This is a genomic window from Sorangium sp. So ce394, assembly GCF_051474665.1.
Lineage (GTDB): Bacteria > Myxococcota_A > Polyangia > Polyangiales > Polyangiaceae > Sorangium > Sorangium cellulosum_D.
Genome location: NZ_CP150339.1, coordinates 8983068 through 9007011, shown reverse-complemented (window position 1 = coordinate 9007011; position 23944 = coordinate 8983068). Strand labels below are relative to the sequence as shown.

The window sequence follows — 23944 nt, the reverse complement described above, 5'->3', positions numbered from 1 at the left end:
GCGTCAGAACGGCCCTCTCGCCCCCGCTCCGCCCCTCACGCCCCGCCGCTCTCGAGCGCCTCCTGCAGCGCGCGCACCTCGCGCGCGAACGCCGGCTCGGTGCGCAGCGCGGCGGTCCGCTCCGCCGGCAGCGCCAGCGTGCGGTCGGCGACGATGCGCGCCGGGCGCGGGGACAGCACGACCGCGCGCTCGGCGAGGTAAGCGGCCTCGGTGATCGAGTGGGTCACGAAGAGCACCGTCATGCCGAGCTCGGCCCACAGGGCGCGGAGCTGGTCGTCGAGCCGGCTCCGGGTGAGCTCGTCGAGCGCGGCGAACGGCTCGTCGAGCAGCAGCAGCCGGGGCCGCGTGATCATCGCGCGGGCCAGCGACACGCGCATGCGCATGCCGCCGGAGAGCTCGGCCGGGTACCGCGCGCCCGCGTCGGCGAGGCCGACCTGGAGCAGCGCGGCCCGGGCGGCGGCGCGGCGCTCCTCGGGCGGCGCGCCGGCGAGCTCGAGCGGCAGGGCGGCGTTCTCGAGGACGCTCCGCCACGGCAAGAGGTGCGCGTCCTGAAACACGTACGCGATCGGCGCGCGCGCGCGCGCGCCGCCCGCGCCGGCCGGCCCCTCCTCGGCCTCCACGACGGCCGTGCCGGCGTCGGCGCGGTCCAGCCCGGCGACGAGGCGCAGCAAGGTGGATTTGCCGCACCCCGAGGGCCCGAGCAGCGCGACGAAGGCGCCCGGCGCGACGTCGAGGTCGAGGCCGTCGAGCGCGACGACGCCGGAGCCGCTGCCCCGGAGCGCGCGGCCGGCGTCGTCGAGCACCGGGAAGACGCGCCGGATGCCGGTCAGCCGCACGCGGACACCGCCGCTCGCCATCGCGTTCTTCATCTGCGCCCGGCGTTCTATCCGCGCCGCCGCCGGTTGGCCAGGCGCTCGTGAGCCGCCGCGCCCGCCGCGCCGGCGCTCGTGAGCGCCGCGCCCGCCGGTCAGCTCGACGAGGCCGTGCGCACGCAGCGGAAGCCGCCGCCGGCGAAGCGGTAATGCGCCTCGAAGCTCGTGCGCGCCCAGGTGCGGAGCGACTGCGCGCCGTACATCCACGATCCGCCGCGCATCACGAGCAGCGGCTTGTCCGGAGGCCGCGTGTTGCGCGGGTTGTGCGAGGGGCCGTCCGCGTAGAAGTGCGCATCGTCGTAGTCCTCGCACCACTCCCACACGTTGCCGGCGAGGTCGAGGATGCCGTAGGGCGAGGCGCCCGCCGGCAGCGAGCCGACGGGCACCGTCCCGCCCTCGCGGTTGTCGTAGTTCGCGCGCGAAGGCCCCGGCTCGGCGCGCCCCCAGGGGTACTTGCGGCCGTCGGTGCCGCGCGCGGCCTTCTCCCACTCCGCCTCGGTCGGCAGGCGCTTGCCGGCCCAGTTGGCGTAGGCACGCGCGTCGTCCCACGACACGTACACCACGGGGTGCTCCTCGAGCCCGGGCGGGATCTCGCCGCGCCGGAAATGGGAGAGGAACCGGCTCGCGTCGGCGTCGTCGGGGCGATACCCCGTCACGTCGACGAACGCCTTGAACTGCCGGTTCGTGACCGGCGTGCGATCCATGTAGAACGCGTCGACGTGGACCTTCCTGCGCTGCTGCCCGCTCAGGAACGGCCCGCCGGGGACGAGGATCATCTGCTCGCCGGTCTTCTCGCGGACCGTCGGCGCGAGCTCGCGCCCGTCGGACGAGGGCCGCGACGTGGCGGGCGCGAACTCCGAGAGCGCCTCGTCGAGCCGCGCCCGGAACTCCGCGCACGACGCCGGCCGCCCGGCCGGATCCTTCGCGAGGGCGTCGAGGATGAGCCGGTCGAGCGCCGGCGGGATGTCGGGCCGCAGCGACGACGGGGGCGCCGGCGGATCGGCGACGTGGGCCATCATCACGGCGAAGTGGTTGGGGCTGTCGAACGGCACCTGCCCGGTCGACAGCTTGTAGAGCGTCACCCCGAGAGAGTAGATGTCCGAGCGCGGGTCCGCGGCGTGGGGGCTCTTCACCTGCTCGGGCGACATGTAACAGCAGGTCCCGAGGAACGCGCCGCTCAGCGTGTAGGTCGTCCCCTCGAGGATCTTGGCGATGCCGAAGTCGACGATCTTGGGCATCAGGCCGTCTTTGCCGGCCGTGACCAGGATGTTGTCGGGCTTGAGGTCGCGGTGGATGATGCCCATCCGGTGCCCCTCGTCCATCGCGTCGAGGACCCCGCCGAACAGCGCGCGGATCTCCTGGAAGGGGATGCGCCCGCGCCACCGCTCGAGGTGCCGCACCAGGGTCGACCCCTCGACATACTCCATCACGATCGCGAGCAGGTGCTCGCGCTCCACGAAGTCGTAGACGGCGACGACGTTGTCGTGGTTCCAGGCGCGGAGCACCCGCGCTTCCCGGGCGAAGCGGCGCCGGATCTCGGGGTTGCCGGAGAGGTTCGAGTGCAGGCATTTGACCGCCACGACGCGCTCGCGCGCCCGGTCGTGCGCCCGGTAGACGACGCCCATGCCGCCCTCGCCGAGCGTCGCCTCGATGCGGTAGACGCTGATCTCCGTCCCGGGCAGGAGGCGCACCGGCGGCAGCGGCAGCGAGGGGGGCGGCGGCGACTGCCCTCCGGCGCCGAGCTGCGTGGCCGGGAACGCCGTCGCGGCGAAGCCGGGGTCGAGGGCGGCGACGAGGTGGCCGCACGAGGGGCAGAAGCGGGCGTTCTCCGGGAGCGGAGAGCCGCAGCCGGCGCACCGGAGAGAGGTGTCCTGGCCCATCGGTCGCGGGGAGTTTCGCACAGGTCGGGGCCGTCGTGGGCGGCGAATGTGTGGCGCGCCGGGCGCGCCAGCCGGCGTCGGCCGCGGCTCAGGCCGCGCGGCGGCGAGGGATTCCTGCGCGTAGCGGACGCCGCGCCGCCGCGCCGCCGCGCCGCCGCGGCGGCGGTGTGCCGCGCTGTCGGCCTCGGAGCGCCGCTCAGGGGGGCCGCGCGGCGTGGTAGCGTCGCGCGGTGGGCGCTCCTGGGGACGACGCCGTCGACCGGCGCATGCGCGCGATCCACGCGGCGCTCGTCGCGGGCGGCGCGATCGCGCCGCTCGCCATGGACGACGCCGAGACGCGCGCGTGGATGGATTGCGAGCTCGCGTCGCTCGTCGAGAACCGCTTCTTCGAGCGCGTCGACCCGGCGGCGCGCGGCGCCGAGCTGCGCGCCGTGTGGGAGCCGCGGGCGGCGCGCGACGGCGCGCAGCTCGGCACGCCGCACGCGGGCGCGCGCTACGCGGTCCCGTACTGGCTCGCGCGGGGCGGCCGCCGGGTCGGGGCCGTCGCGCTGTCGACGGGCGCCCGCGGCGAGCCGCTGCTCGAGGTCTCGAGCCTCTACGTGCTGCCCGCCCACCGCGGGCACGGCGTCGCGAGCGCCCTGCTGCGCCGCGCGGACGGCGTCGCGCGGGCCCACGGCGTGCCCGGCCTGCAGCTCAAGACCCCGTGGTCGTGGCAGCCCGCCGTGCGCTTCTATCTCGGCCTGCGCATGTGGGTCGCCGGCTGGTCGGACGCGCTCGCGTTCGTCGTTCGCGCCGGGCTGCCCGCGCACGACATCGCGATCGGCGCGCGGGAGGCCGCGTTCGGGGTCGTGGTCGACGGCCGGACGGAGCACCTCATCCGCGCCTCGCGCGAGGGCGATCGGCTCGGATGGGTGGAGTCGCCGCGGATGGAGGCCTATCGCGGCGACGGCTCCGACGTGGGGTGTCTCGCCCCGGGGACGTTCGCCGTCGCCCTGGCGACGCGCGGCTACCCGCTCGTCCGGTCCGAGGCCCGCTGGCGCGAGCGGCACCGCGCCTTTGCCGGCGGGGAGCCCGAGGGGCTCGCGCACAAGATCGAGCTCTTCGAGGCGGTCGATCGCAGCTTTGGCTTCGACGTCCGCACGCCGCGCATTCCGGGCCTCCGATACCGGGAGTACGACGACATCGACTGAGGTGGTGTAAGCTGCCGGCGCATGGATGACTGGCTCCACCGCGCCCCCACCGCGTTCCGCGGCAAGCGCCTCTTCCGGCTCGGCCTTGCGGCGAACTACGGCATCGACGAGGACGGCGTGCGCGCGGCGATGGATCGCGGCGTCAACCTCTTCCTCTGGACGATGCGCGCGCGCGGGCTCGGCAACCCGCTGCGCGAGGCGCTGAAGCGGCGGCGCGACCAGGTGGCGGTGGTCGGCTATGCGCAGATCGGCTGGTTCGGCTGGGGCGTGCGCCGCGGGGCCGAGAAGCTCCTGCGCGAGCTCGGGACCGATCACCTCGACGTCTACCTGCTCAGCTGGCTCGGCGTCGGCTCCGCGTTGACGGGCGCGACCGAGCGGGAGCTCGTGCACCTGCGCGAGAGCGGCAAGGTGGGCGCGCTCGGGGTGAGCATCCACGATCGCGCGCGGGCAGGCAGCCTGGCGGCGTCCTCTCCGCTCGATCTCTTGATGATCCGCTACAACGCCGCGCATCCGGGGGCGGAGCGGGACATCTTCCCGCACGTGCGCGACGCGCGGCCGAGCGTGCTCGCCTACACGGCGACGGCGTGGCGGCGCCTCTTGAAGAAGCCGAGCGGCTGGTCGGGCCCGGCGATGACGGCGGGCGACTGCTATCGATTCCAGCTCTCCAGCCCGCACGTGGACGTCGCGCTGACCGGCCCGAGGAGCCGCGCCGAGGTGGAGGAGAACCTCGACGCGCTCGCGAAGGGCCCGCTCACCGCGGACGAGGACGCGTGGATGCGCGAGTTCGGCCGGGCGGTGCACGGGTGAGCGGGGCGGCCATGGATCGGAGGGTCATCGCCTGCACCATGGTGTTCCCCGAGGAGGCGGCGCGGGTGCTCGCCGAGGGCGTCGCGCCGCACGAGCTCGTGCTGTCCGGCGCGCGATCGGCGGAGAACCTCGCCGAGGTCGGGCGCGATCCGGCGGTGCAGGGCGCCGACGTGGTCTTCGGCCAGCCGCACCCGGAGGACGTGTGCGCGGCCCCGCGCCTCCGCTGGGTGCACCTCAGCACCGCCGGCTATGCCCGTTACGACGTGGCGGCGGTGCGCGCCGCGCTCGCGGCCCGCGGCGCGGTCCTCACGACGAGCAGCGGCGTCTACGCCGACCCGTGCGCGGAGCACGCGCTCGCCTTCATGCTGGCCGCGTCGCGGCGGCTGCCCGAGTGCCTCGAGAACCAGCGCGGCCCGCGCGGCTGGCCCGACGCGGCCGTGCGGTCGAGGAGCGCGCTGCTCCGGGGCCGGCGGGTGCTGCTCCTCGGCTTCGGCGCCATCGGCCGCCGCCTCGCCGCGCTGCTCGCCCCGTTCGAGGTGGAGCTCCGCGTCCTGCGCGCCCGTCCCCGCGGCGACGAGCCTGGCCGCGCCGTCGCGCGGGAGGAGCTCGGCGACGCCTTCGCGTGGGCGGACCACGTGGTCTCGAGCCTGCCCGAGGCCGAGGGCACGCGACGGCTGGTCTCGGCCGCGCTGCTCGCGCGGATGCGGCCGGGCGCGTGGTTCTTCAACGTCGGCCGGGGGGCCACGGTCGACCAGGCGGCGCTGCTCGAAGCGCTCGAGGCGCGCCGCCTCGCGGGCGCGTACCTCGACGTGACGGATCCCGAGCCGCTGCCGCCGGATCACCCGCTCTGGCGCGCGCCGGGCTGCTTCATCACCCCGCACACCGCTGGCGGGCGGCGCGAGGAGCCGGTGGCGCAGGTCGAGCATTTCCTGGTGAATTTGAGGAGGTTCGAGCGGGGGGAGGCGCTTCTGGACCGAGTGATCTGAGGCGGCGGGGGGCGCGCTCGCGGAGGGGCGACGAGCTCTCCGGTGCTTCGCTTGATCGGGCTCGGCACGCAGGGGGGCGTTGCGCGCCCAAGCGCGTGCGTGCCATGGAGGATGCGCAGCCCATGAGCGACGAAGAGCACGCGCCGACGGTGGCGGGAGAGAACGCGGTCGCCCGTCTGTTCGAGGCGGCGGATTACGAGGTGTCGCAGGCGGTCGGCCTCGAGCCGGGGAGCGTGGATTGGTTCGCGACGCCTCGGCAGGGGCTGGTGCGGCCGAGGACGTACTTCCGCGTGTGGACGCGCTGCCCCGAAGGCATTGACGTCGCGCTGGCGGAGCTCGATGCGAAGCGTCGAACTACGGCGGCCGAGCGTGCGTTCGGGGTCGTGATAGAGGGGAGCCTGCCGCCCGGGTACGCAGCCGACTTGAAGGCCGACGTTTGCGCCGTGCTCTCGTACCGTAGACTGGTCTTGGAGGTATCGGGGATTGCAGACAGCGTGCGCGAGCACGTTCGTGCTTATGAGGGGAATGGCGAACCAGGGAGGTATCTGCCGCGGCGCATCGATGACCGTGACATGCGCGACGCCGTGGCTTGGATCAAAGAGTGGTCAAGCCGCCGTCCGACGTTGCCCCTCGTCTTGCAGTCGCGCGATTTGGTCGACGTGTCGACGGTCGTGGAGCAGGCCATCTATGAAATCGGCGTGCAATTCCTGCACAAGCCGGACGATACGGTGCTGCTGGCAAGGTATGAGCCGACGCGAGCCGCAAGCCGTGCATATTCCGATGGGTTCGCTGTTTTTGTTGATAAGAATGCTAACTATACATTGTTGTTTCGGTCGTTGTTGATTTACTTCGAGCGCCAGGGAGATGCAGCCCGCTGGAATCTGGTAGGGGAACGTGTAACGATACGTACGCCGGTGTCGAGCGACGTTGAGCACTGGTTTGGTCATAGACTACCTTCGCCAACTTTGGTCGCTCGTTTTCTCTCTGCTCGCGAGCATGAGCCGGAGTTCAAGAGCCTGACCGATGCGTCTGCAAACGTACCGCGAATGCTGGACGCCGTGCTCGCGTGCCGGGATGTCCCTTCGAGCGGCTCTGCGCAGTGGATCGCGTACGTCGTCCACGACTACATCATCAAGATCTTGTGCGACACCTTTCCGGACGAGACGGCTTCCCAGGCGCCGCTCGTGCCGCTGGAAGACGCGGCGCTGACTCAGTTCTCCGTCGGGTGGATCTCCGTTGAACCCGGGCGCCAGCTCGCATCACGGCGAACCTGGGGCGACCTGCAAGATCAAGTCCGCACGTGGCACAAGAGGGACAGCGATGGCCGCGTACAGATGAATGGGCTAATCCGCGACTACCTCATTGCACGCAGGGTCGCGCGCGAGGTTGTCGCCGGCCGTTTCGGCTCTCTTAGCCGTCACCAGTTCCCCAGGGAGTATGTATTCCTGTTCCTGTCGATCCTCTCCCCGGAGGCATCGGCGCGGTTTGCGGAGGGGCGAGGGGCCGAGGTTCGTGCCGAGATCGAGGCCGAAGTGGAGCGCCGCCTCCAGCTGACGCTCGCTCATCAGCTCAAGCGCTCCGTGGGCGCGATCTTGATGTACATGCGTAACATCCGGGAGAACCTTGGCGCGGCCGATGTGGCCCGGTTCGAGCGTGAGTTCTCCCGCATCGACGAAGAGCTCGCGTTTCAGTCGGCGCTCGCCGCGCAGACCGGGCGATGGGCGCAAGTCCCGAATGACCCCCCAGAGGGTCTCGCGCTTCACGAGTTCGTGTTCGGCGCCGCCGCGCCGCTCCGGCAGAAGCACCCTGGCGTCGTCTGCGAGATCAATGTCGCCGTCTCGCTACATGTGCGGGCCAACCGCGAGGGGCTGCGCGAGATTCTTCACTGTCTGGTGGAGAACGCGTTTCACGCGGTCGTTTCCACCCCCGCACCACGCGTGTCGATTCGCGCGATCCGCGAGGGCGATACCGTCCGCCTCGACATCGTCGACAACGGACCCGGGATCCGTGCGGAGGATCGGGAGCGCATCTTCCAGCCTTATGTGACGACCAAAAAGGGCGGCGACCAGCCGCTCGGTACGGGGCTGGGGCTCGCCATCGCGCGGCGCTATGCAGCGTGGCTCGGCGCCCAGGTGGGGCTCGACCTGGAGCGCGAGGGAACCTGCTTCTTCGCACGGTTTGTCACGTGGAGGGACGCATCATGAACGAGAAGAACGCCCCGAAGGTGCTCGTCGTCGAGGACAACAAGGTCACTGCCGGCGATTTCCTTCGCGTGCTCCAGCCCAACGGATTCGCGGTCGAGCACGCCCTCGATGCCGCAGAGGCGCTGCACAAGGCCGCCACCTTCGGCCCCGACGTAGTCCTGCTCGACCTGCAGATTCCCTCTGCTCCGGGCCTCCCCGACGAGGACGTCGAGCACGGCTTCCGCGTGCTCGATGCGCTCCTCGCCGCTGACCCGTTTCGCCCGGTGTGCATCGTTACTGCCCACAGCGAGCGCGAGCTCATCCGCCGCGCGATGCGGCGGACGCACGGCGCTCCGTTCGTCTTCAAGGACGACGATCTCCGCCACGCCTTGCCGAAGGCCGTGAACGTCGCCCTTGCCAGCCCGGCCTTCAAGATGAGCCGCACCGTCCGCGAGTTCCGCGCCCTCGTCGACCGGAACGAATCCGAGGACGTCTATCGCAAGTTCATCCACCAGCACTGGGGTGCGATCCTCGGGCCTGAATACAAGGACGTGCGCTCGCCGTACCCGATCACGCGCGGCGGGGAGATCGATCTCCTCGCGATCCGCTGGGACGGCTTCCCCGACCTCTGGGAGCTCAAGCGCCCGAGCGACCCCGTGTTCAAGGACTACAACGGCTGGCTGCATCACAGCCTGGAGTGCGCCCGCGCGATAGGCCAGCTCATGTCCTACTACGATGCGGCGGAGAAGGAGCCCCGCGGGCCGCTCGGGTACGACGGGCGTCGAGGCGTCACCGTGCACCTTCAGCGCCCCCGCGGTTTCGTCGTGATCGGGCGCTATCAGAGCGACGCCGAGCGCGAGCGCCTGCGCCTCGAGAACGGCTTCCTCGCCGGCCTGGCCATCCTGACGTACGACGATCTCATCGAGCGGGCCGAGCAGTTCCTCACGTTCCTCCAGCAGCACCGGAACGGAGACGATTCCCCCGCGTGACGCTCGGATCCGAGCTCGAATCACGGCACGCCACCTTTCGCCGTCGCCACGATCCGGAAGGGGTGGACGCTGATGGGGCGGCCGATCTACCCGACAGCGACGGCGCTGCTCATTCCTGCGGACAGCGGCGGCAGCGACAGCATCCTGGCGCGGGTGTGGAAGGTCGAGCTGCTGTTCCTCGCCGAAGCCATCTACGCGGAGCTCGATCGGGTCACGATGCGCCCGCGCTCCGCTCCGCGCGCGCCAGAAGTGAGCGCGCTGGAGCGACGCCGCCAGCAATCCGGACCCGGCGCCGACCGGACGAGACGTGGCTCGCCTGATTGAAGCGCCCTGCGTGCGCTGAAAACCCACCATCGACGGCGGAGTGTGCGCGGTCGTTCCGCACGATGAGGCGCGCACTCCGCAGCTGAGGCGTTCAGGCAGCAGCAGCCGTAGCAGCGGTGCGCGACGGCCCGGGGGCTGCTCGTGCCCGGTACCGTGCTGTGCGCGGTGCTGGGCAAACGGCCCGAGGAGGCGGTGTGCCCGGATTTCGGCGCGAGCTCGGCGCGGGAGCCGGCGGCTCGCGCGGCGGCGCGCCGAGCGGCGCGCAGGGGCCTGCCTCCACATCACCTCCGCAAAGGACGTCGTCGCGCTGGCCTCGAACTTGAATTGGCAGATGTGGACGACCTGACATTTCTTCAGCCAGCGCAGGCCCGGCATCGCGCGGCACCCCCCGCTTCAAGAAAACAGAGGACAAGCGATGCGCTATCGCAAGGGCTCTCTTCTCGGCTATCTGGCGATTCCGGCTTTCTCCACCCTGCTGGTCGCGAGCTGCACCGGCGCCGACCCCTCCGCGGCCGACGGCGAGGACGACGAGGCCGTGGGCGAGGCCCATGGCGCGCTCACCCCCGAGCATTGCAACGACTTCGACGTCAACGGCACGATCCTGATGTGCCACAGGAACGGCTCCACGACGTACCCCTACACGATCCTCAAGATCAACCTGTTGTGCCTCCCCGCGCACTTGCTGCATCTCGGCGACTACATCGCCCTGGGCGACCCCACCTGCCACGGCGACGGCTGCCTCCCCGAGGGCGCGCCCTGCAACGCCACGGTGCCGTGCTGCGACGGCCTCACCTGTCATCACGGCACGTGCACCGAGAACAACGAGTGCGCCCTGGGCACCGACGACTGCGACGCGAACGCTACCTGCACCGATACGCCGACCTCCTTCACCTGCGCTTGCAACGCGGGGTACGAGGGCGACGGCGTGACATGCACCGATATCGACGAGTGCGCCGAAAACCCGTGCCAGAACGGCGGGACCTGCACCGACGGCGTCAACGGCTACACCTGCGCGTGCCCGCCCGGCTTCACCGGCGCCGACTGCGAGACCGACATCGACGAGTGCGCCGAGAGCCCGTGCCAGAACGACGGGACCTGCGCCGACGGCATCGACAGCTACTCCTGCGCGTGCTTGCCCACCTACGAGGGGACCCGCTGCGAGGCGTGCGAAGGCAGCCTCGCGGACTGCAACGGGCTCACGTCCGACGGCTGCGAGGTCAACCTCCAGAGCGACGCCTCCCACTGCAACGCCTGCAACAGCGCGTGCGCGCCGGGTGAAATCTGCTCGAACGGCGGCTGCCAGGCCGCGCCCCCCGGCCAGGTCCCCGGCACGCCGATCAGCGTGCCCGAGACCCACAGCCCGCTGGCTCCGGCGGTCGCCGATGTGAATGGCGATGGCGAGCTCGACATCCTGGTGGCCAACGCCGAATCCGGATCGTCGCAGAGCCCCGCCGGGTCGCTCTCCGTGTTCCACGGCAATGGCGACACGACCGTCCAGCCGGAGCTCTATTATACGGGCGCCCCGCTCTCCAGCAACGCGGTCGTGGCGGTGGACGTGGACGGCGACGGGTGGCTCGATGCCGTCACCGTCGATGGCCAGACCAACCTGCCCACCAGCAACGGGAGCATCAGCGTTTACCGAAACCAGGGCCCGAGCGCGCCCGGGACCTTCGGCATGTCGACGACCTTCACCACCGGAACCCCGGGCTCCGTCCACCTCTGCGCCGGGGACTTCGACAACGACGGGGTGGCCGACATCGCCACCACCAGCGTGACCTTGAGTCAGGTGAGCGTGATCCTGGGCACCGGCGGGGGCAGCTTCGCCGCGCCAGCGCTCATCTCCATCTCGGGCACAGGCGGCGTGCAGTCGAGCATCGCCTGCCGCGATCTGAACGGCGACGGCTTCTCCGATCTCGTGGTGACGAGCCCCGGCACCGCGCGCCTGTCGATCCTCATCAGCCAGGGCAACGGCTCGTTCGCCGCGCCGGTCGCCTACACCAACGCCGCCAGCGGCCAGACCGCGGGCATCGCCTTCGGCGACGCCGACGGCGACGGCAAGGTCGACATCCTCTCGAACGGCGCGGCCGGCCGATACCTCTTCTTCTTCAAAGGGAACGGCAACGGCACGTTCGCGAGCGGCGTTTCATCCACCGCTTCGCCCACCGCGATCGCCAACTCTGCGCTGGGGGTCGTGGCCAGCGATTTCAACGGCGACGGCAAGCTCGACGCCTACATCCTGGTCACCACCTCCTCGGGCGGCGTCCGCCCGATGACCGGCAACGGCGGCGGAGGCTTCGCCGCGGGCCCCGTCGTCCCGACCGGCGCCTCGCCCGGCCCCAACGCCATCGCCGCCGCGGATCTGGATGGCGATGGGTACGACGATCTCGTCCTGACCAACCGGGGATCCGGCACCCTCACCGTGATCCCGAACGGACTCTGACCCGCCAGCGCAGGCTAACATCCCGCGGCACCCCCCCGGGCCGCTTCAACAAGAAAACAGAGGACAACCCATGAGCCATCGCAAGAGCTCTCTTTTCAGCTGTCTGGCGATCCCCGCGTTCTCCATCCTGCTGTTCGCGAGCTGCACCAGCGCCGGCCCCTCCGTGGCCGACGGCGATGGCAACGAGCCGAGCTGCGAGCCGACCTGCGGCGGCCAGGGCTGTCTGGCCGCGAACGCGCCGTGCGACCCCACGGTGCCGTGCTGCGACGGCCTCACCTGCCAGAGCGGCACATGCACCGATGTGAACGAGTGCGCCCTGGGCACCGACAACTGCGACGCGAACGCTACATGCACCAACACGACGGGCTCCTTCACCTGCGCTTGCAACGCGGGGTATGAGGGCGACGGCGTGACCTGCACCGACATCGACGAGTGCGCCGAAAACCCGTGCCAGAACGGCGGGACCTGCACCGACGGCATCGACAGCTTCACCTGCGAATGCTTGCCCGGCTTCACCGGCGCGAGCTGCGAGCTCGACATCGACGAGTGCGCCGAAAGCCCGTGCCAGAACGACGGGACCTGCACCGAGGGCATCGACAGCTACTCCTGCGCGTGCTTACCCACCTACGAGGGGGCCCGCTGCGAGGCGTGCGAAGGCAGCCTCGCGGACTGCAACGGGCTCACGTCCGACGGCTGCGAGGTGAACCTCCAGAGCGACGCCTCCCACTGCAATGCCTGCAACCTCGCGTGCGCGGCGGGTGAAATCTGCTCGAACGGCGGCTGCCAGACCCCGCCCTCCGGCCAGGTCCCCGACACGCCGATCAGCACCTCCGCGCTCCACAACCCGCTGGCTCCGGCGGTCGCCGATGTGAATGGCGACGGTGCGCTCGACGTCCTGGTGGCCAACGCCGAATCCGGATCGTCGATGACCCCCTCCGGGTCGCTCTCCGTGTTTCGCGGCAACGGCGACGCGACCTTCCCGCCGGAGCTCTATTATACGGGTGCTCCGCTCTCCAGCAACGCGGTCGTGGCGGTGGACGTGGACGGCGACGGGTGGCTCGACGCCCTCACCGTCGACGGCCAGACCAACCTGTCCGCCGTCAACGGGAGCATCAGCGTCTACCGCAACCTGGGCCCGAGCGCGCCCGGAACCTTCGACACGCCGACGAGCTTCACCACCGGCACCCCGGGCTCCGTCCACCTCTGCGCCGGGGACTTCAATCATGACGGGGCGGCCGACATCGCCACAACCAGCGTGACGTCGAGTCAGGTGAGCGTGCTCCTGGGCACCGGCGGGGGCAGCTTCGGCGCGCCCACGATCATCGCCATCGCGGCCACCGGGGGCGTGCAGTCGAGCATCGCCTGCCGTGATCTGAACGGCGACGGCTTCTCCGATCTCGTGGTGACGAGCCCCAGCGCCGCGCGTCTCTCGATCCTCATCAACCAGGGCAACGGCTCGTTCGCCGCGCCGGTCGCCTACACCAACTCCGCCAACGGCCAGACGGCGGGCATCGCCTTCGGCGACGCCGACGGCGACGGCAAGCTCGACATCCTCTCGAACGGCGCGGCCGGCCTGTACCTCTACTTCTTCAAAGGGAACGGCGACGGCACGTTCGCGAGCGGCGTTCCGTCCTCCACCGGGGCCAGCGCGATCGCCAACTCGGCGCTGGGGGTCGTGGCCAGCGATTTCAACGGCGACGGCAAGCTCGACGCCTACATCCTGGTCACCACCTCATCGGGCGGCGTCCGCCCGATGACCGGCAACGGCGGCGGAGGCTTCACCTCGGGCCCGGTCGTCCCGACCGGCACGTCGCCCGGCCCCAACGCCATCGCCGTCGCGGACCTGAACGGCGATGGATACGACGATCTCGTCCTGACCAACCGGGGATCCGGCACCCTCACCGTGATCCCCAACGGGCTCTGACGCGCGCCCTTGCGCCGCGGTTCGTCCGCGAAGTCGACGGGCGAGACCGGCCGGACCGGCACGCAGCGCTCCCCGAAGCGCGACGGAGCGACCTAGATTGCCTTGAGAGCGCCTTCCCCGGCGCGCCGTCACCCGCTTCAAGGCTTGAAACGCCCGACTCGGCCGCCCAGCCGGCGATTTCAAGCCTTGAAACGGCTCCCCTGGCCGTTCAGCCGGCCGTCTCAAGCCTTGAACCGCCCCGCTGGCCCGACGAGTCGGCCGTCTCAAGCCTTGAAACGGCCGACTCGGCGACCGAGTCGCCCGCTGCAAGGCTTGCATCAAGCCTTGCAGCGGGCCGCGGGCTCACGCGTCCGGCGCGGGTTCCGTCCCGGCAGGCGGTGCGGCCGGCTGGCCGGGCGGCGCGGCCGGCTGGCCGGGCGGGAGCGCGTCGCTCACGCCGCTCGTGCGGTGCACCTCGGCCAGGTCGTCGAAGATGAGCGGCAGGAGCTCCGGCTTGCCGAGGTGGGCGAGCAGCCCGCGCACGAGGTTCTTGTTGGCGTTGTAGACGCCCAGCCAGGCGTCGCGCGCGGTCGACACCTCGGGGCCGAGCTCGACCCGCTCGACCCGCGTGGCGCGCTGCTGCCGCTCCACGATCCCGAGCCTCTCGTGCACCTCCCGGAGCTCGGCCAGCCACATGTCCGCGCCGCGGACCTTCTCGCGCTGCCGCTCGAGCTCGTCGGCGATGTGCCCGACGGCGGCGGTGAGCTTCGTGATCCGCCGGCGCGCGAGGACGCTCGGCATCTCGCCGCGGAAGAACACCTTGGGATCGACCGGCCTCCCTTTGAGCGAGTCGAGGTACGAGCCGAAACGCACGACGACGTCCCGCGCCTCGTCGAGCACCGCGCCGCTGTCGAGCTCCGGCGCGGGCTTGGGCTGGCGATCGAGGATGTCGGACATCGCCTGATCGGCGACGAGCTGCTTGCCGATCGCGAACTCCACCATGCCGTCGAGCGGGGGGAGCTTGCCCATCAGGACCGCGGCCATCTGCTCGCGCGCGAACTTGCCGTAAATCTTCGTCTCGAAAGGATCGATGTAGGGGTCTGCCACAGGCGCCTCCTTGGGTTGAGCAAAACGGGCCCATGTTGGCGGGCCTGGGCGGATATGGCAATGCCTGGTGGGCTCGCCAGGGCGGGATGGCACGAATCGGGCGCCTTGCAGCCGAGCAGCCCATTCGTTTCTCCATCGCTGCTGATCTCTTTCACCCTCCTTGTTGCGCCATCGCGCCCCGTGCTGCGCCGCTCACCGCGATCGGGGCGGAATGCTGCTCACCGGCCGGTGGCCGTGTCCATTGCCGTCGACGTCCGCTCGCAGCCGTCGCAGGAGCTCCTCGCGGTCGCCTGCGTAGGCACCTCGCGGGAAGTCGCGCCGGTGCCGCTCGAGCAGGCGCCTCGCATCGACGGTTCGACCGGTGGCGAGCGTCGCGATGGCCAGCCGGATCAGCCGCTGTTCGGGCGTCGATCGGGCGCCCTCGCCCCGAGCACGCGCGGACGAAGGCCGCGCGGTCGCCCGGTGGTGGCTCGCGGTCTGGAGGGCGCGAGTCACGGCGTCGGCGCTCAGCGGCTTCGAGGGCTCCTCCGGGCTCGGCGGGACGGCGCTGCCGTGCTGGGCTGGCCCGGCGGGAGCTGGCCTTGCGGCGCGTGGAGAGCGCAGCGCGACGGCGTGGGCGTTCGGCAACGGGAACTCGCCGCCCCCGGTAGGGGCGAGCAGGACGAGCGCGCCCGCCACGGCGCCGGCGGCGGCGCGGCCCGCCCATCGTCCGACGGCAAGCGTCGCCACCGGCGCCACCGGCGACGTGCGCCGCGACCTCGCCGCTCGGCGGGTCTCTCCGTGAGACGGCGCGCGCCGGAGAGCGCGGCGAGCCCGGTCGAGCAACCGCCGCACCCGATCTCGATGCCGCAGCGGACCTCGACACAGAGGCCCCGAGGCAGCGCGCGCCTCGCCCAGGCCGAACGCGACGGCGAGCGGCGCGAGCAGCGCCCCGCGGCCGCGGTTCCGCGCCAGCCAGCGTTGCGCGGCGGCGCCGAGGCTCAGCCGCGCGAGCCGGAGGTGGTTCCACACGGTGCTGCGCGGGAGCGCGCGCTCCTCGGCGATGTCCTGGACCGCCGCCTCCTCCAGATCGTGCGCGACAAGGATTTCGCGGCGCGCCGGAGGGACCGAGAGGAGCAGCTCCGCGAGGATCTCGCTCCGCTGCGCCTCGATGAGCCGTGTCTCGGAGTCCGGCGCATCGCTGGAGAGCTCGTCGAGCGCCTCCTCGGACCACAGCGCCTCGTGCCGGCGATGGGCGCGCTTGCGCTCGTGAGAGACGAGGTTGAACGCGATCCGCAGGAGCCACGCGCGCACGGTGCCGAGGCGGGGATCGAACCGGGACAGCGACCGCGCGGCGCCGTGGAAGATCTCCTGGACCAGGTCGTCCCGATCCGCGCCATGGAAACCTTGCCGCTCCACGTAGCGGCGAATGGCCTCCTGGTGCTCGGCCATGATCACCTCCAGCGTGAGCGGTGATCCCTCGGCAGCGTCGTCGGTCTCGCGAGATGGTTTCCCCATACCAACCCAGTTACGTGGCGCGCGTGTTCGACATTTGAAAAACGTCATGCCGGACCGAGCCGAACCAGGCCCGTCGTGCTCGCGTGCGCGCGCTCACTGCATCTGGCCGTGGACGAGGTGGCGGAGCATTCCGGAAGGTCACCAAAATTGCCTGACGATTGCGGCCATTTCGTCGCTCGCTCCGGGCCAACGCGGCTTGACCGCATGGAGCCTGCCACGTAGGGTGCCGGGGAAATGGGCTTTACGGGCAGGTTGCTCCTCGCGGTGGCTGCCGCATCTGCCGTGTGGAGTTTCGCGGCAGTGTCCGCCGGCGAAGAGCGCCATGATGAACCGTCCGGAGCGGCCGCGGCGCGCTCCACCGACGCGGAAGAGGCCTTCGCGCGGGGCGAGAGGGCGCGGCGCGCCGGGCGGTGGGCGGAAGCCGAGGCGGCGTATCGCGCGGCGTGGCAGGCGGATCCGCGGCCGGAGCTCGCGGGGGAGCTGGGCCTCGCCGAGCTCGCGCTCGGGCGGTTCCGGGACGCGGCGGAGCACCTGGGGACGTCGCTGCTGTATCCGGAGACGCTCGCGCCGGCGGCGCGGCGGCGCTTCTCCGAGGGCCTACAGCGGGCGGAGCGCGAGGTCTCGTCGGCGACCGTCGCGGTGAGCCGGCCCGAGGCCGAGGTGTTCATCGACGGCCGCCGGATCGGCCGCGGACAGGCCACGTACTTCGTCTACCTGGATCCGGGGCGGCACGAGGCGCGCGGCAGGCTCGAAGGGTATCTCGACGAGGTCTATCCGTTCGAGGCGCAGCGGGGCCGGGAGTCGATGATCGGCCTTCACCTGCAGCCCAAGCCCCCGCCGCCGGCTGCGGCGCCGGTCGCGCCGGTGCGGGCCGCTGCCGCTGCTGCGCCCGCACCGGCGAGCGGGCCGGCGGCGGGCACGGTGTTCCGCATCGGCGGGCTCGCGCTGGCGGCGGCCGGGGTCGCGCTGGGCGCTGGCCTCATGGTCGAGGCGTCGGCGCGCGGCGACGAGGCGGCGGTGCTGGAGGAGGCGATCCGGCGGCGGGGCGGGCCGGCGGCGTGCCTGTACGACGAGCACAGGGCGGCGTGCGGGGAGCTGGGCGACGAGCGCCGCGAGCGCGACACGCTCGAGGCCGCGGCCTGGGCGAGCTTCGTGGGCGCCGGCGTCGTCGGCGCGGTCGCGCTCTCGTCGTTCTGGTGGGCCCCGGCGCCGGGCACGAGCGCCGTGCGCGCCGTGCCGCTCGCGACCGCGCAGGGCGGGGGCGTCCTCGTCGTCGGCGCCTGGTAGGCTGCGAGGGAGACCTGTGAGGAGGGGAGGATCATGAGAGGCGTGCAGGGCTTGCTGTCGGGGCTCTTGCTCCTCGGCGCGGGCGGCCTGGCGGCGGCGGGCGGGTGCGGCGGCGGCGCGGAGTACGGCTGCGCGGAGGAGGTCGCCTGCGAGATCGTCAACGACGACGGCACGAGCAACGGCCACTGCTGGGGCCGGTGCGTGCCCGAGGCGCCCGAAGACATGCCCGCGCCGGAGCTCGTCTGGACGGGGGCCGAGCCGCTGGCGCCGTCCTGCGACGATCTCGTCTGGGTCATCCCCGGGACGGCGGGCGAGGTGGTGCAGCTCGCCTTCGAGCCCGCGAAGTTCAGGGGGCGGACGCTGCCCAGCGAGAGCCACGAATGCCCCACGTGCGCGTGCTCCTCGCCGTCCTGCGCGCTGCCGTCCGACGTGAGCGCGAGCTCGCAGTTCATGTGCGGGGAGGGGCCGGAGGAGACATGGACGCCGTTCGCGCCCCCGGCAGGCTGGGACGGCGCGTGCGTGTCGCCGGGCTGGGTGGGGCCGGATCAGCTCGGCTCGCTCGCGATCGGTCCGACCCGCGAGGTGCCGTGCGCGCCGGTGGTCGAGGAGGCGCCGGTGCCCCGCGATGCGCCTGCGGTCGAGGTCGCGGTCGCATGCCGAAGCCGGCTGGTCCATGACCTGTGCGCGCTGCCTGGCCAGCTGTGCATGATCTACCAGCAGCAGGACCACCTGCCCGAGGGCTGGCGGCACTGCCGCCGCTTGCCCGGGAAAGATGTCTCGTGCGAGGCGCCTGCGGAGCCGGGGAATCCCTGGCCGACGTACTCGGAGAAGCTGGGGGTGTTCTATACCGAGGTGAACGACACGCGCGACTGCACGCCGTGCACCTGCACGGCGGTCGAGGAGGGCCGGTGTGAGGCAACGGTGTCCGCGTACCAGGACCGCGCGTGCGGCGCTCCGCTCGTCAGCGCCATCCTTATGACGGAGGCAGGGATCTGCCACGACCCTGTGCCGGATTCCACGCTCGGGAGCCTGAGCGCGGCGTGGCTCGTCAATGAGCCCGGGCGCTGCATCCCGGAGGGCGGCGTGGGCGTGGGCGAGCTGAAGGGCGAGGGGGCGCAGACGATCTGCTGCCTGCCCAGCGAACGATGAGCCCGGACGCTCTCTTTCTGTTTCCAGAAGCGGACGAGTCGATCCCGTATCTTCGAAGCTCGTTCTGATCCGGTGACGGGAAGAATCTGAACCACAGAGGCGCAGACGGCACAGAGGAGAGAGACGTCCGCTCTCTCTCAGTCGAGCTCTCTTCCTTTCCGAGTGTCCTCTTCTCTTCCCTCTGTGCCTCTGCGGTTCCTTCTCTCATGAACCAGGGCGAACCCGCTCGCCGGCGCTCGGGCGGTGAGAGCCGCGCCGTGAAAGTAAATTCCCGCGCTCGGACCAGGACGGTTATTCTGTGCTCCCATGCCCCCGTCCTCCGACCCGCCGCGCCGCTTCCCCGAGACCTCCTGGGGTCTGGTCGGAAAGGCCGGCGAGCCGCTCACCCCCGAGGGGCGGCAGGCGCTGGCCACGCTCTGCGAGCTGTACTGGTACCCCGTCTACGCCTTCGTGCGCCGCCGCGGCGCGCCGGCCGAGGAGGCGCAGGACCTCACCCAGGGCTTCTTCGCGCGCCTCCTCGAGCGGAACGATATCGCCACGGCCGACCAGGGCCGCGGCCGGTTCCGGTCGTGGCTCATCGCCTGCGTCAAGCACTACGTCGCCAACGAGCGCGAGCGCGCCCGCGCCCAGAAGCGCGGCGGCGACGGCGCGCTCCGCGGCTTCGACGCCGAGCGCGCCGAACGGCGCTATCAGGCAGAGCCGGTGCGCGCGCACGCGGCGGGCCACCTGCTCACGCCGGAGGCGCTCTACGAGCGGCGCTTCGCCCTGGTCCTGATCGAGCGCACGCTCACCATGCTGCAAGATCATTACGCACAGACCGGACAGGCGCGGCTCTTCGAGGCGCTCAAGGGACGGCTCTCCGGCGCAGAGGAGGAGCGGCCGCACAAGGAGGTCGCGGCGGCGCTCGGCATGAGCGTGGAGGCGGTGAAGACCGCGACCTCCCGCCTGTACGACCGCTACCAGCGAACCCTCCGCGAGGAGGTGGCGCGCACGGTCACGCGCGTGGAGGACGTTGACGAGGAGCTGCGCTCGCTGCTCCTCTCGCTGAGGGGTGACCCATCGAATGACGGGTAACCTTCACGGCCGGATCCGGAAGGACGGGTAATGGATCGTGGAGCCCACACCGCTGCCGCTCAGGCCTTGACGGTCCGCGTCTGTCCGACATGCCGGGAGGCCATCGAGCCCGACGCGCCGCTCGGTCTCTGCCCCTCCTGCCTGATCGCCCGCGCGATCGACCGCGGCGCGTCGCTGGCCGAGCCCGCCCCGCCCGGCCAGGACGACGGCCCGCTCCCGTCGTTGCGCCTCGGCGGGTACGAGATCCTCGACCGCATCGACGCCGGCGGCATGGGCGTCGTCTACCGGGCCCGACAGGTGCTCGCCGATGGCCGCATCGTCGCTCTCAAGATGCTTCAGGGCGGCGCCTTCGCGAGCGACGCCGCGGCGCGGCTGTTCCAGCGCGAGATCGCGCTCGTCTCCCGGCTGGATCACCCCAACGTCGTGCCGATCTACGACGTCGGCGAGCACGAGGGGCGCGCCTATTTCACGATGAAGCTGATGGCCGGCGGCACGCTCACCGCCCGCCTCGAGCACTACCGCGACCCGCGCCGCGCCGCCGGGCTCGTCGCGAAGCTCGCCCGCGCCGTGCACGAGGGCCACCTCCGCCACATCCTGCACCGCGACCTGAAGCCCGCGAACATCCTCTTCGACACGGAAGGGGAGCCCTACGTGGCCGACTTCGGGGTGGCCAAGCTGCTCGGCGACGACGGCGGCACCATGACGGGCGATCGCCTCGGAACGCCCGGCTACATGGCGCCGGAGCAGGCGAGGGGCCAAGCGAAGCGGGTCACGGCGGCGGCCGACATCTTCAGCCTCGGCGTCATCCTCTACGAGCTGCTCACCGGGCGACGACCGTTCGACGCCCCGACGCCCATGCAGTCGTTGCGCCGCACCATCGAGGAGGAGCCGGCCGCGCCGCGCTCGATTCGGCGCGACCTGCCGCGCGACCTCGAGACCATCTGCCTGACGTGCCTGCGCAAGGAGCCCGAGCGGCGGTACGGCTCGGCCGAGGCGCTCGCCGAGGATCTGGAGCGCTGGCTGCGCGGCGAGCCCGTCGCGGCGCGCACGCCGGGGCGGGGCGAGCGCGCGCTGCGCTGGTGCGCCCGGCACCCGGCCGCGGTGGCGCTGATCCTCGCGGCGACGCTGGCGTTCGGGGGCGCGGTGGCGACGGCGCGCGCCCAGGAGGAGGCGCGCCGGCAGGAGGTGCTCGAGGGCAACGTGTACGCGGCGCGGGCGGTCGCCGGCGCGGTGCTCGCGCAGCTGTGGCACTACGGCGTGCTCGTCTCCCGCGCCGCCGCCGATCCGCGCGCCGCGGCGCTCGTCGAGCGGCCGCACCTGCCGGCGCTCGAGGCGCTCCGCGAGGCGTACGTCGGCCAGCACGGAGGCCCGTCGCTGGTCACCTGGTTCGTGGTCGACCGGAACGGCGCGCTGCTCCTGCACTGGCCGCGGGCGTCGGCGCCCCTGGGGACGTACGAGTTCCGCGACTACTTCCAGGGCGCCCGGCGCCTCGCCGAGGGGCCGGATCCCGGCGTGGCGTACGTCTCCCGCGCCTTCCAGTCGGAGACCGACCACTACCACAAGTTCGCCCTCACGTCCCCCATCCGCAGCGCTTCCGGTGAGTTCGCCGGGGTGCTCATCGCCACGATCGCGACGGACTCCCGGCTCGGCGCGCTCCAGCTCAGCGATGGCCGCCGCTTCGCCGCGCTCGCGGCCCGCCGCGACCGCGAGCGCGGCGGGACGGCGCCGGCGAGCGATGAGTTCACGGTGCTGGTCCACGACGGCCTCGAGCACGGCGAGGGCGCCGCGCTCCGCAGCGCGACGCTGAGCGGGCTCCTGCCGGCGCCGGTCACCGGCGCGCCCGCGCTGGGGCAGCTCCGGCTGCCGCCGCCCGAGCTCGTGGCCTCGATGGACGACTTTCGCGATCCGCTCGCCGAGCGCGATCCCGTGAAGTACGGCGGCGCCTTTCTCGCCGGGATCGCGCCGGTCGGCCACACCGATCTCGTGGTCATCGTCCAGAGCCGCGCCGACGAGGCGGTCGCGCTCGACGCCGACCCGCGCCTGCGGCTCGTGTCGTGGAGCGGCGTCGCCCTGGCCCTGCTCGGCCTCGCGTTCGCGGCCGCGTCGGCGGCGCGGCGCCGTCGACGCCGGCGCATGGCGGCCGAGCGGTAGGCGCCGGGCGCGCCCGCCGTCACGACTCGGAGAACTCGCCCTCGACCCACCTGCCCGGGAGCACCGAGCACGTATCGAGCTTGTACCAGACTCCATACCGAGCCGCGCTCCAGGAGTCCTTGAATCCGCTCCCGACGCCGGGGTGGGCGACGCCGAACCAGCATTCAGGCGTGGAACGGTCAGGCGCCTCGTCGGCCGGCGCATGGGCGGCGATCCAGACGAACGCGACGTTCAGCTCGCCTTCGTACGAGCACGAGCGCCGCGCGGCCCTCGAGCACCACGTCCGGCTCACAGCCGACGTCCCGGAGCTCACAATCTCCGAGCGCCACGATCGACGCGACGTTCGACGGCCAGGCGGTCAACCGGGGAGAGTGCGCGGGATCGAGCCTCAAATCGAGGTGATGAACCGGGCGAGGCGGACCGTCGGTGATGCGCGGGGCGGCGAGGGGCCCCGCCCGCCAGGCGCGGGCGAGGCTTCGCCGTGCCCACATTGGCTGAACGCGGATTACCTCGCGTGCGTCAGAGCACAGGTCCACGCAGGCGTGAGCGCCGCCACACACTAGCCGCGACAGCCGAGCTCTGGATCGAATGGGCTTGGCAATGCTGGGCAGACCATGTAAGGGTCCGGCATATCATCAAATATAATTGTCGTGAGCGCGACGGCCATTCGCGAGCTGACGGTGCAGGCACGATGACCCGGGGGGCGCGTGGATATCGACGGAATGCAGGCTGAGCTGGAGCGGCTCCGCCGTGAGATCAAGGCGCTGGAGCTGCGCGCCCAGGCCGCGGAGGCGCAGGCGGCCCTGTACCAGGGCGTCTTCGAGCATCTGCCCGTCCCGTCGGCTCTCTACCGCGCCGACGGCGTCCTGGCGGACATCAACCGCCGGAACCGCGAGATGCTGGCCGTGCCGTCGAAGGAAGCGATGGTCGGCAAGCACAATATGTACGAGGATCCGGTGGCCGTGGCGGGCGGATACACTGCCCATTTCGATCGGGTGATCCGGAGCGGCGAATGCGTGATCATGGCGCCGACCCCGTACGACACGGCCGACGCCGGCCTGGAGCGCGCCGAGGACCGCACCGTCTGGACCGAGACCAGGATGTCACGGGCCGACGTGGGCGACGCGCGCTACGTGATCGGGATCAACCTCGACGTGACGGACAGGATGCGCGCCGAGAAGGCGTACCAGGACGGCGCGGCATTTGTCACCGCAATCGTCGAGCACGCGCCCAGCGCCGTCTACGTCAAGGATCTGGACGGCCGCTACGCGCTCGTCAACAGGCACTTCGAGCGGCTCATGGGCCTCTCCCGCGAGGCGGTGCTCGGGCGCGCCGCTCGCGACGTCGTGCCCTCGGAGCTCGCCGAGCGCCTCGAGCAGTCGGAGCGGCAGGTCATCGCGACGGAGGCGCCGCTCGTCATGGAGGAGCAGCTCCTGCTCGAGGGCCGCACCCATTACTTCGTGACCACGAGGTTCCCGCTGCTCGATTCACGAGGGAGGCTGTATGCGGTGTGCGGCATCTCCGTGGAGGTCACCGAGAGCCGAGCGGCCGAGGCCGAGGCTCAGCGGCTCCAGGACGAGATCATCCGCCTGCAGGAGGCCAGGCTGCGCGCCCTCTCCACGCCGCTGCTGCCGATCGCGCGCGGCGTGGTGGTGATGCCGCTCGTCGGCAACATCGACGCGCCCCGGGCGCAGCAGGTGCTCGAGACCCTGCTGGAAGGCATCGTCGCCCACCAGGCCTCCATGGTGATCCTCGACGTTACAGGCGTGCCGACCATCGACACCCAGGTCGCCAGCGCGCTGGTGCGGACGGCGCGGGCGGTGAACCTGCTCGGCGCGCAGGTGCTCGTGACGGGGATCCAGCCCGCGATCTCGCGGGCGCTCGTGGAGCTCGGGGCGGATCTGGGCGGGATCCTGGTGCGGTCCACGCTCGATTCGGGCATCGCGTACGCCCTCGCGCGCGGCTCCGGGCGCGTGAGCGGGCAAGCCCGCGAGCCGTCGAGCGGAGGCGACCCCTTCGATCGGCGACTCGAGCGCCGATCCCGCTGATCGATCGAGAGATGAACCGCCGAGGCGGATGCGCACGTCGCATCCACCGCGGCAGTT

The 23944-nt window shown here is 71.8% G+C and carries 17 protein-coding genes and 1 pseudogene; 13 read left to right on the top strand and 5 right to left on the bottom strand.

Annotation, left to right across the window (positions count from 1 at the left end; translation table 11 throughout):
• Positions 1-35: 35 nt before the first annotated feature.
• Positions 36-869 (bottom strand): ABC transporter ATP-binding protein, encoded by an 834-nt coding sequence (locus WMF33_RS32985; protein ID WP_437332355.1) that lies wholly within the window; start codon positions 867-869, stop codon positions 36-38.
• Positions 870-967: 98 nt separating this feature from the next.
• Positions 968-2752, bottom strand: coding sequence for an SUMF1/EgtB/PvdO family nonheme iron enzyme (locus WMF33_RS32980; RefSeq protein ID WP_437332354.1), 1785 nt, complete (start codon positions 2750-2752; stop codon positions 968-970).
• Positions 2753-2982: 230 nt separating this feature from the next.
• Between WMF33_RS32980 and WMF33_RS32975 the strand changes: the two genes are divergently transcribed.
• The 8 genes and pseudogenes from WMF33_RS32975 (at position 2983) to WMF33_RS32940 (ending at position 13595) form a co-directional block, all read left to right on the top strand.
• Entirely contained in the window at positions 2983-3942 is a 960-nt protein-coding gene (locus WMF33_RS32975) for a GNAT family N-acetyltransferase (RefSeq protein WP_437332353.1), read from the top strand.
• Positions 3943-3963: 21 nt separating this feature from the next.
• Positions 3964-4749: an aldo/keto reductase gene (locus tag WMF33_RS32970; RefSeq protein WP_437332352.1), complete on the top strand. Its 786-nt coding sequence runs from the start codon at positions 3964-3966 to the stop codon at positions 4747-4749.
• A gap of 11 nt (positions 4750-4760) precedes the next feature.
• Positions 4761-5735, top strand: a complete 975-nt coding sequence (locus WMF33_RS32965; protein WP_437332351.1) for a D-2-hydroxyacid dehydrogenase — start codon at positions 4761-4763, stop codon at positions 5733-5735.
• 122 nt (positions 5736-5857) lie between these two features.
• Positions 5858-7939, top strand: coding sequence for an ATP-binding protein (locus WMF33_RS32960; RefSeq protein ID WP_437332350.1), 2082 nt, complete (start codon positions 5858-5860; stop codon positions 7937-7939).
• A complete protein-coding gene (locus WMF33_RS32955) occupies positions 7936-8907 on the top strand; it encodes a Shedu anti-phage system protein SduA domain-containing protein (protein WP_437332349.1) in 972 nt (323 codons plus the stop codon). The genes WMF33_RS32960 and WMF33_RS32955 overlap by 4 nt, the downstream gene beginning before the upstream one ends.
• Before the next feature lie 27 nt (positions 8908-8934).
• A pseudogene (locus WMF33_RS32950) lies at positions 8935-9231 on the top strand (ISAzo13-like element transposase-related protein); the annotation flags it as partial.
• 415 nt (positions 9232-9646) lie between these two features.
• A complete protein-coding gene (locus tag WMF33_RS32945) occupies positions 9647-11671 on the top strand; it encodes an FG-GAP-like repeat-containing protein (protein ID WP_437332348.1) in 2025 nt (674 codons plus the stop codon).
• A 70-nt stretch (positions 11672-11741) separates the two neighbouring features.
• Positions 11742-13595, top strand: coding sequence for an FG-GAP-like repeat-containing protein (locus WMF33_RS32940; RefSeq protein WP_437332347.1), 1854 nt, complete (start codon positions 11742-11744; stop codon positions 13593-13595).
• 342 nt (positions 13596-13937) lie between these two features.
• Here the strand turns inward: WMF33_RS32940 and WMF33_RS32935 are convergent, their stop codons facing one another.
• A complete protein-coding gene (locus tag WMF33_RS32935; protein WP_437332346.1) occupies positions 13938-14681 on the bottom strand; it encodes a hypothetical protein in 744 nt (247 codons plus the stop codon).
• Positions 14682-14873: 192 nt separating this feature from the next.
• Positions 14874-16178: an RNA polymerase sigma factor gene (locus WMF33_RS32930; protein ID WP_437332345.1), complete on the bottom strand. Its 1305-nt coding sequence runs from the start codon at positions 16176-16178 to the stop codon at positions 14874-14876.
• A gap of 300 nt (positions 16179-16478) precedes the next feature.
• Here WMF33_RS32930 and WMF33_RS32925 point away from each other — a divergent pair, with 300 nt between their 5' ends.
• The 4 genes from WMF33_RS32925 (at position 16479) to WMF33_RS32910 (ending at position 21839) form a co-directional block, all read left to right on the top strand.
• Positions 16479-17465: a hypothetical protein gene (locus tag WMF33_RS32925; RefSeq protein ID WP_437332344.1), complete on the top strand. Its 987-nt coding sequence runs from the start codon at positions 16479-16481 to the stop codon at positions 17463-17465.
• A gap of 33 nt (positions 17466-17498) precedes the next feature.
• Positions 17499-18614 carry a hypothetical protein gene (locus WMF33_RS32920; RefSeq protein WP_437332343.1) on the top strand — a complete coding sequence of 372 codons (1116 nt, stop codon included), beginning with the start codon at positions 17499-17501 and terminating at the stop codon, positions 18612-18614.
• 306 nt (positions 18615-18920) lie between these two features.
• A complete protein-coding gene (locus WMF33_RS32915) occupies positions 18921-19688 on the top strand; it encodes an RNA polymerase sigma factor (RefSeq protein WP_437332342.1) in 768 nt (255 codons plus the stop codon).
• A 30-nt stretch (positions 19689-19718) separates the two neighbouring features.
• Positions 19719-21839 carry a serine/threonine protein kinase gene (locus tag WMF33_RS32910; protein ID WP_437332341.1) on the top strand — a complete coding sequence of 707 codons (2121 nt, stop codon included), beginning with the start codon at positions 19719-19721 and terminating at the stop codon, positions 21837-21839.
• 19 nt (positions 21840-21858) lie between these two features.
• Here WMF33_RS32910 and WMF33_RS32905 read toward each other — a convergent pair whose 3' ends face one another.
• A complete protein-coding gene (locus WMF33_RS32905; RefSeq protein ID WP_437332340.1) occupies positions 21859-22131 on the bottom strand; it encodes a hypothetical protein in 273 nt (90 codons plus the stop codon).
• 430 nt (positions 22132-22561) lie between these two features.
• Here WMF33_RS32905 and WMF33_RS32900 point away from each other — a divergent pair, with 430 nt between their 5' ends.
• Complete coding sequence (locus WMF33_RS32900) at positions 22562-23887, top strand: PAS domain-containing protein (protein ID WP_437332339.1); 1326 nt, start codon at positions 22562-22564, stop codon at positions 23885-23887.
• Positions 23888-23944 lie beyond the last annotated feature (57 nt).

Coding starts and splice junctions, on each gene's coding strand:
- WMF33_RS32910 (WP_437332341.1), top strand. CDS start 19,719: ATGGATCGTGGAGCCCACACCGCTGCCGCTCAGGCCTTGACGGTCCGC.
- WMF33_RS32970 (WP_437332352.1), top strand. CDS start 3,964: ATGGATGACTGGCTCCACCGCGCCCCCACCGCGTTCCGCGGCAAGCGC.
- WMF33_RS32930 (WP_437332345.1), bottom strand. CDS start 16,178: ATGGGGAAACCATCTCGCGAGACCGACGACGCTGCCGAGGGATCACCG.
- WMF33_RS32980 (WP_437332354.1), bottom strand. CDS start 2,752: ATGGGCCAGGACACCTCTCTCCGGTGCGCCGGCTGCGGCTCTCCGCTC.
- WMF33_RS32915 (WP_437332342.1), top strand. CDS start 18,921: ATGCCCCCGTCCTCCGACCCGCCGCGCCGCTTCCCCGAGACCTCCTGG.
- WMF33_RS32960 (WP_437332350.1), top strand. CDS start 5,858: ATGAGCGACGAAGAGCACGCGCCGACGGTGGCGGGAGAGAACGCGGTC.
- WMF33_RS32965 (WP_437332351.1), top strand. CDS start 4,761: ATGGATCGGAGGGTCATCGCCTGCACCATGGTGTTCCCCGAGGAGGCG.
- WMF33_RS32920 (WP_437332343.1), top strand. CDS start 17,499: ATGAGAGGCGTGCAGGGCTTGCTGTCGGGGCTCTTGCTCCTCGGCGCG.
- WMF33_RS32985 (WP_437332355.1), bottom strand. CDS start 869: ATGAAGAACGCGATGGCGAGCGGCGGTGTCCGCGTGCGGCTGACCGGC.
- WMF33_RS32955 (WP_437332349.1), top strand. CDS start 7,936: ATGAACGAGAAGAACGCCCCGAAGGTGCTCGTCGTCGAGGACAACAAG.
- WMF33_RS32940 (WP_437332347.1), top strand. CDS start 11,742: ATGAGCCATCGCAAGAGCTCTCTTTTCAGCTGTCTGGCGATCCCCGCG.
- WMF33_RS32945 (WP_437332348.1), top strand. CDS start 9,647: ATGCGCTATCGCAAGGGCTCTCTTCTCGGCTATCTGGCGATTCCGGCT.
- WMF33_RS32900 (WP_437332339.1), top strand. CDS start 22,562: ATGCAGGCTGAGCTGGAGCGGCTCCGCCGTGAGATCAAGGCGCTGGAG.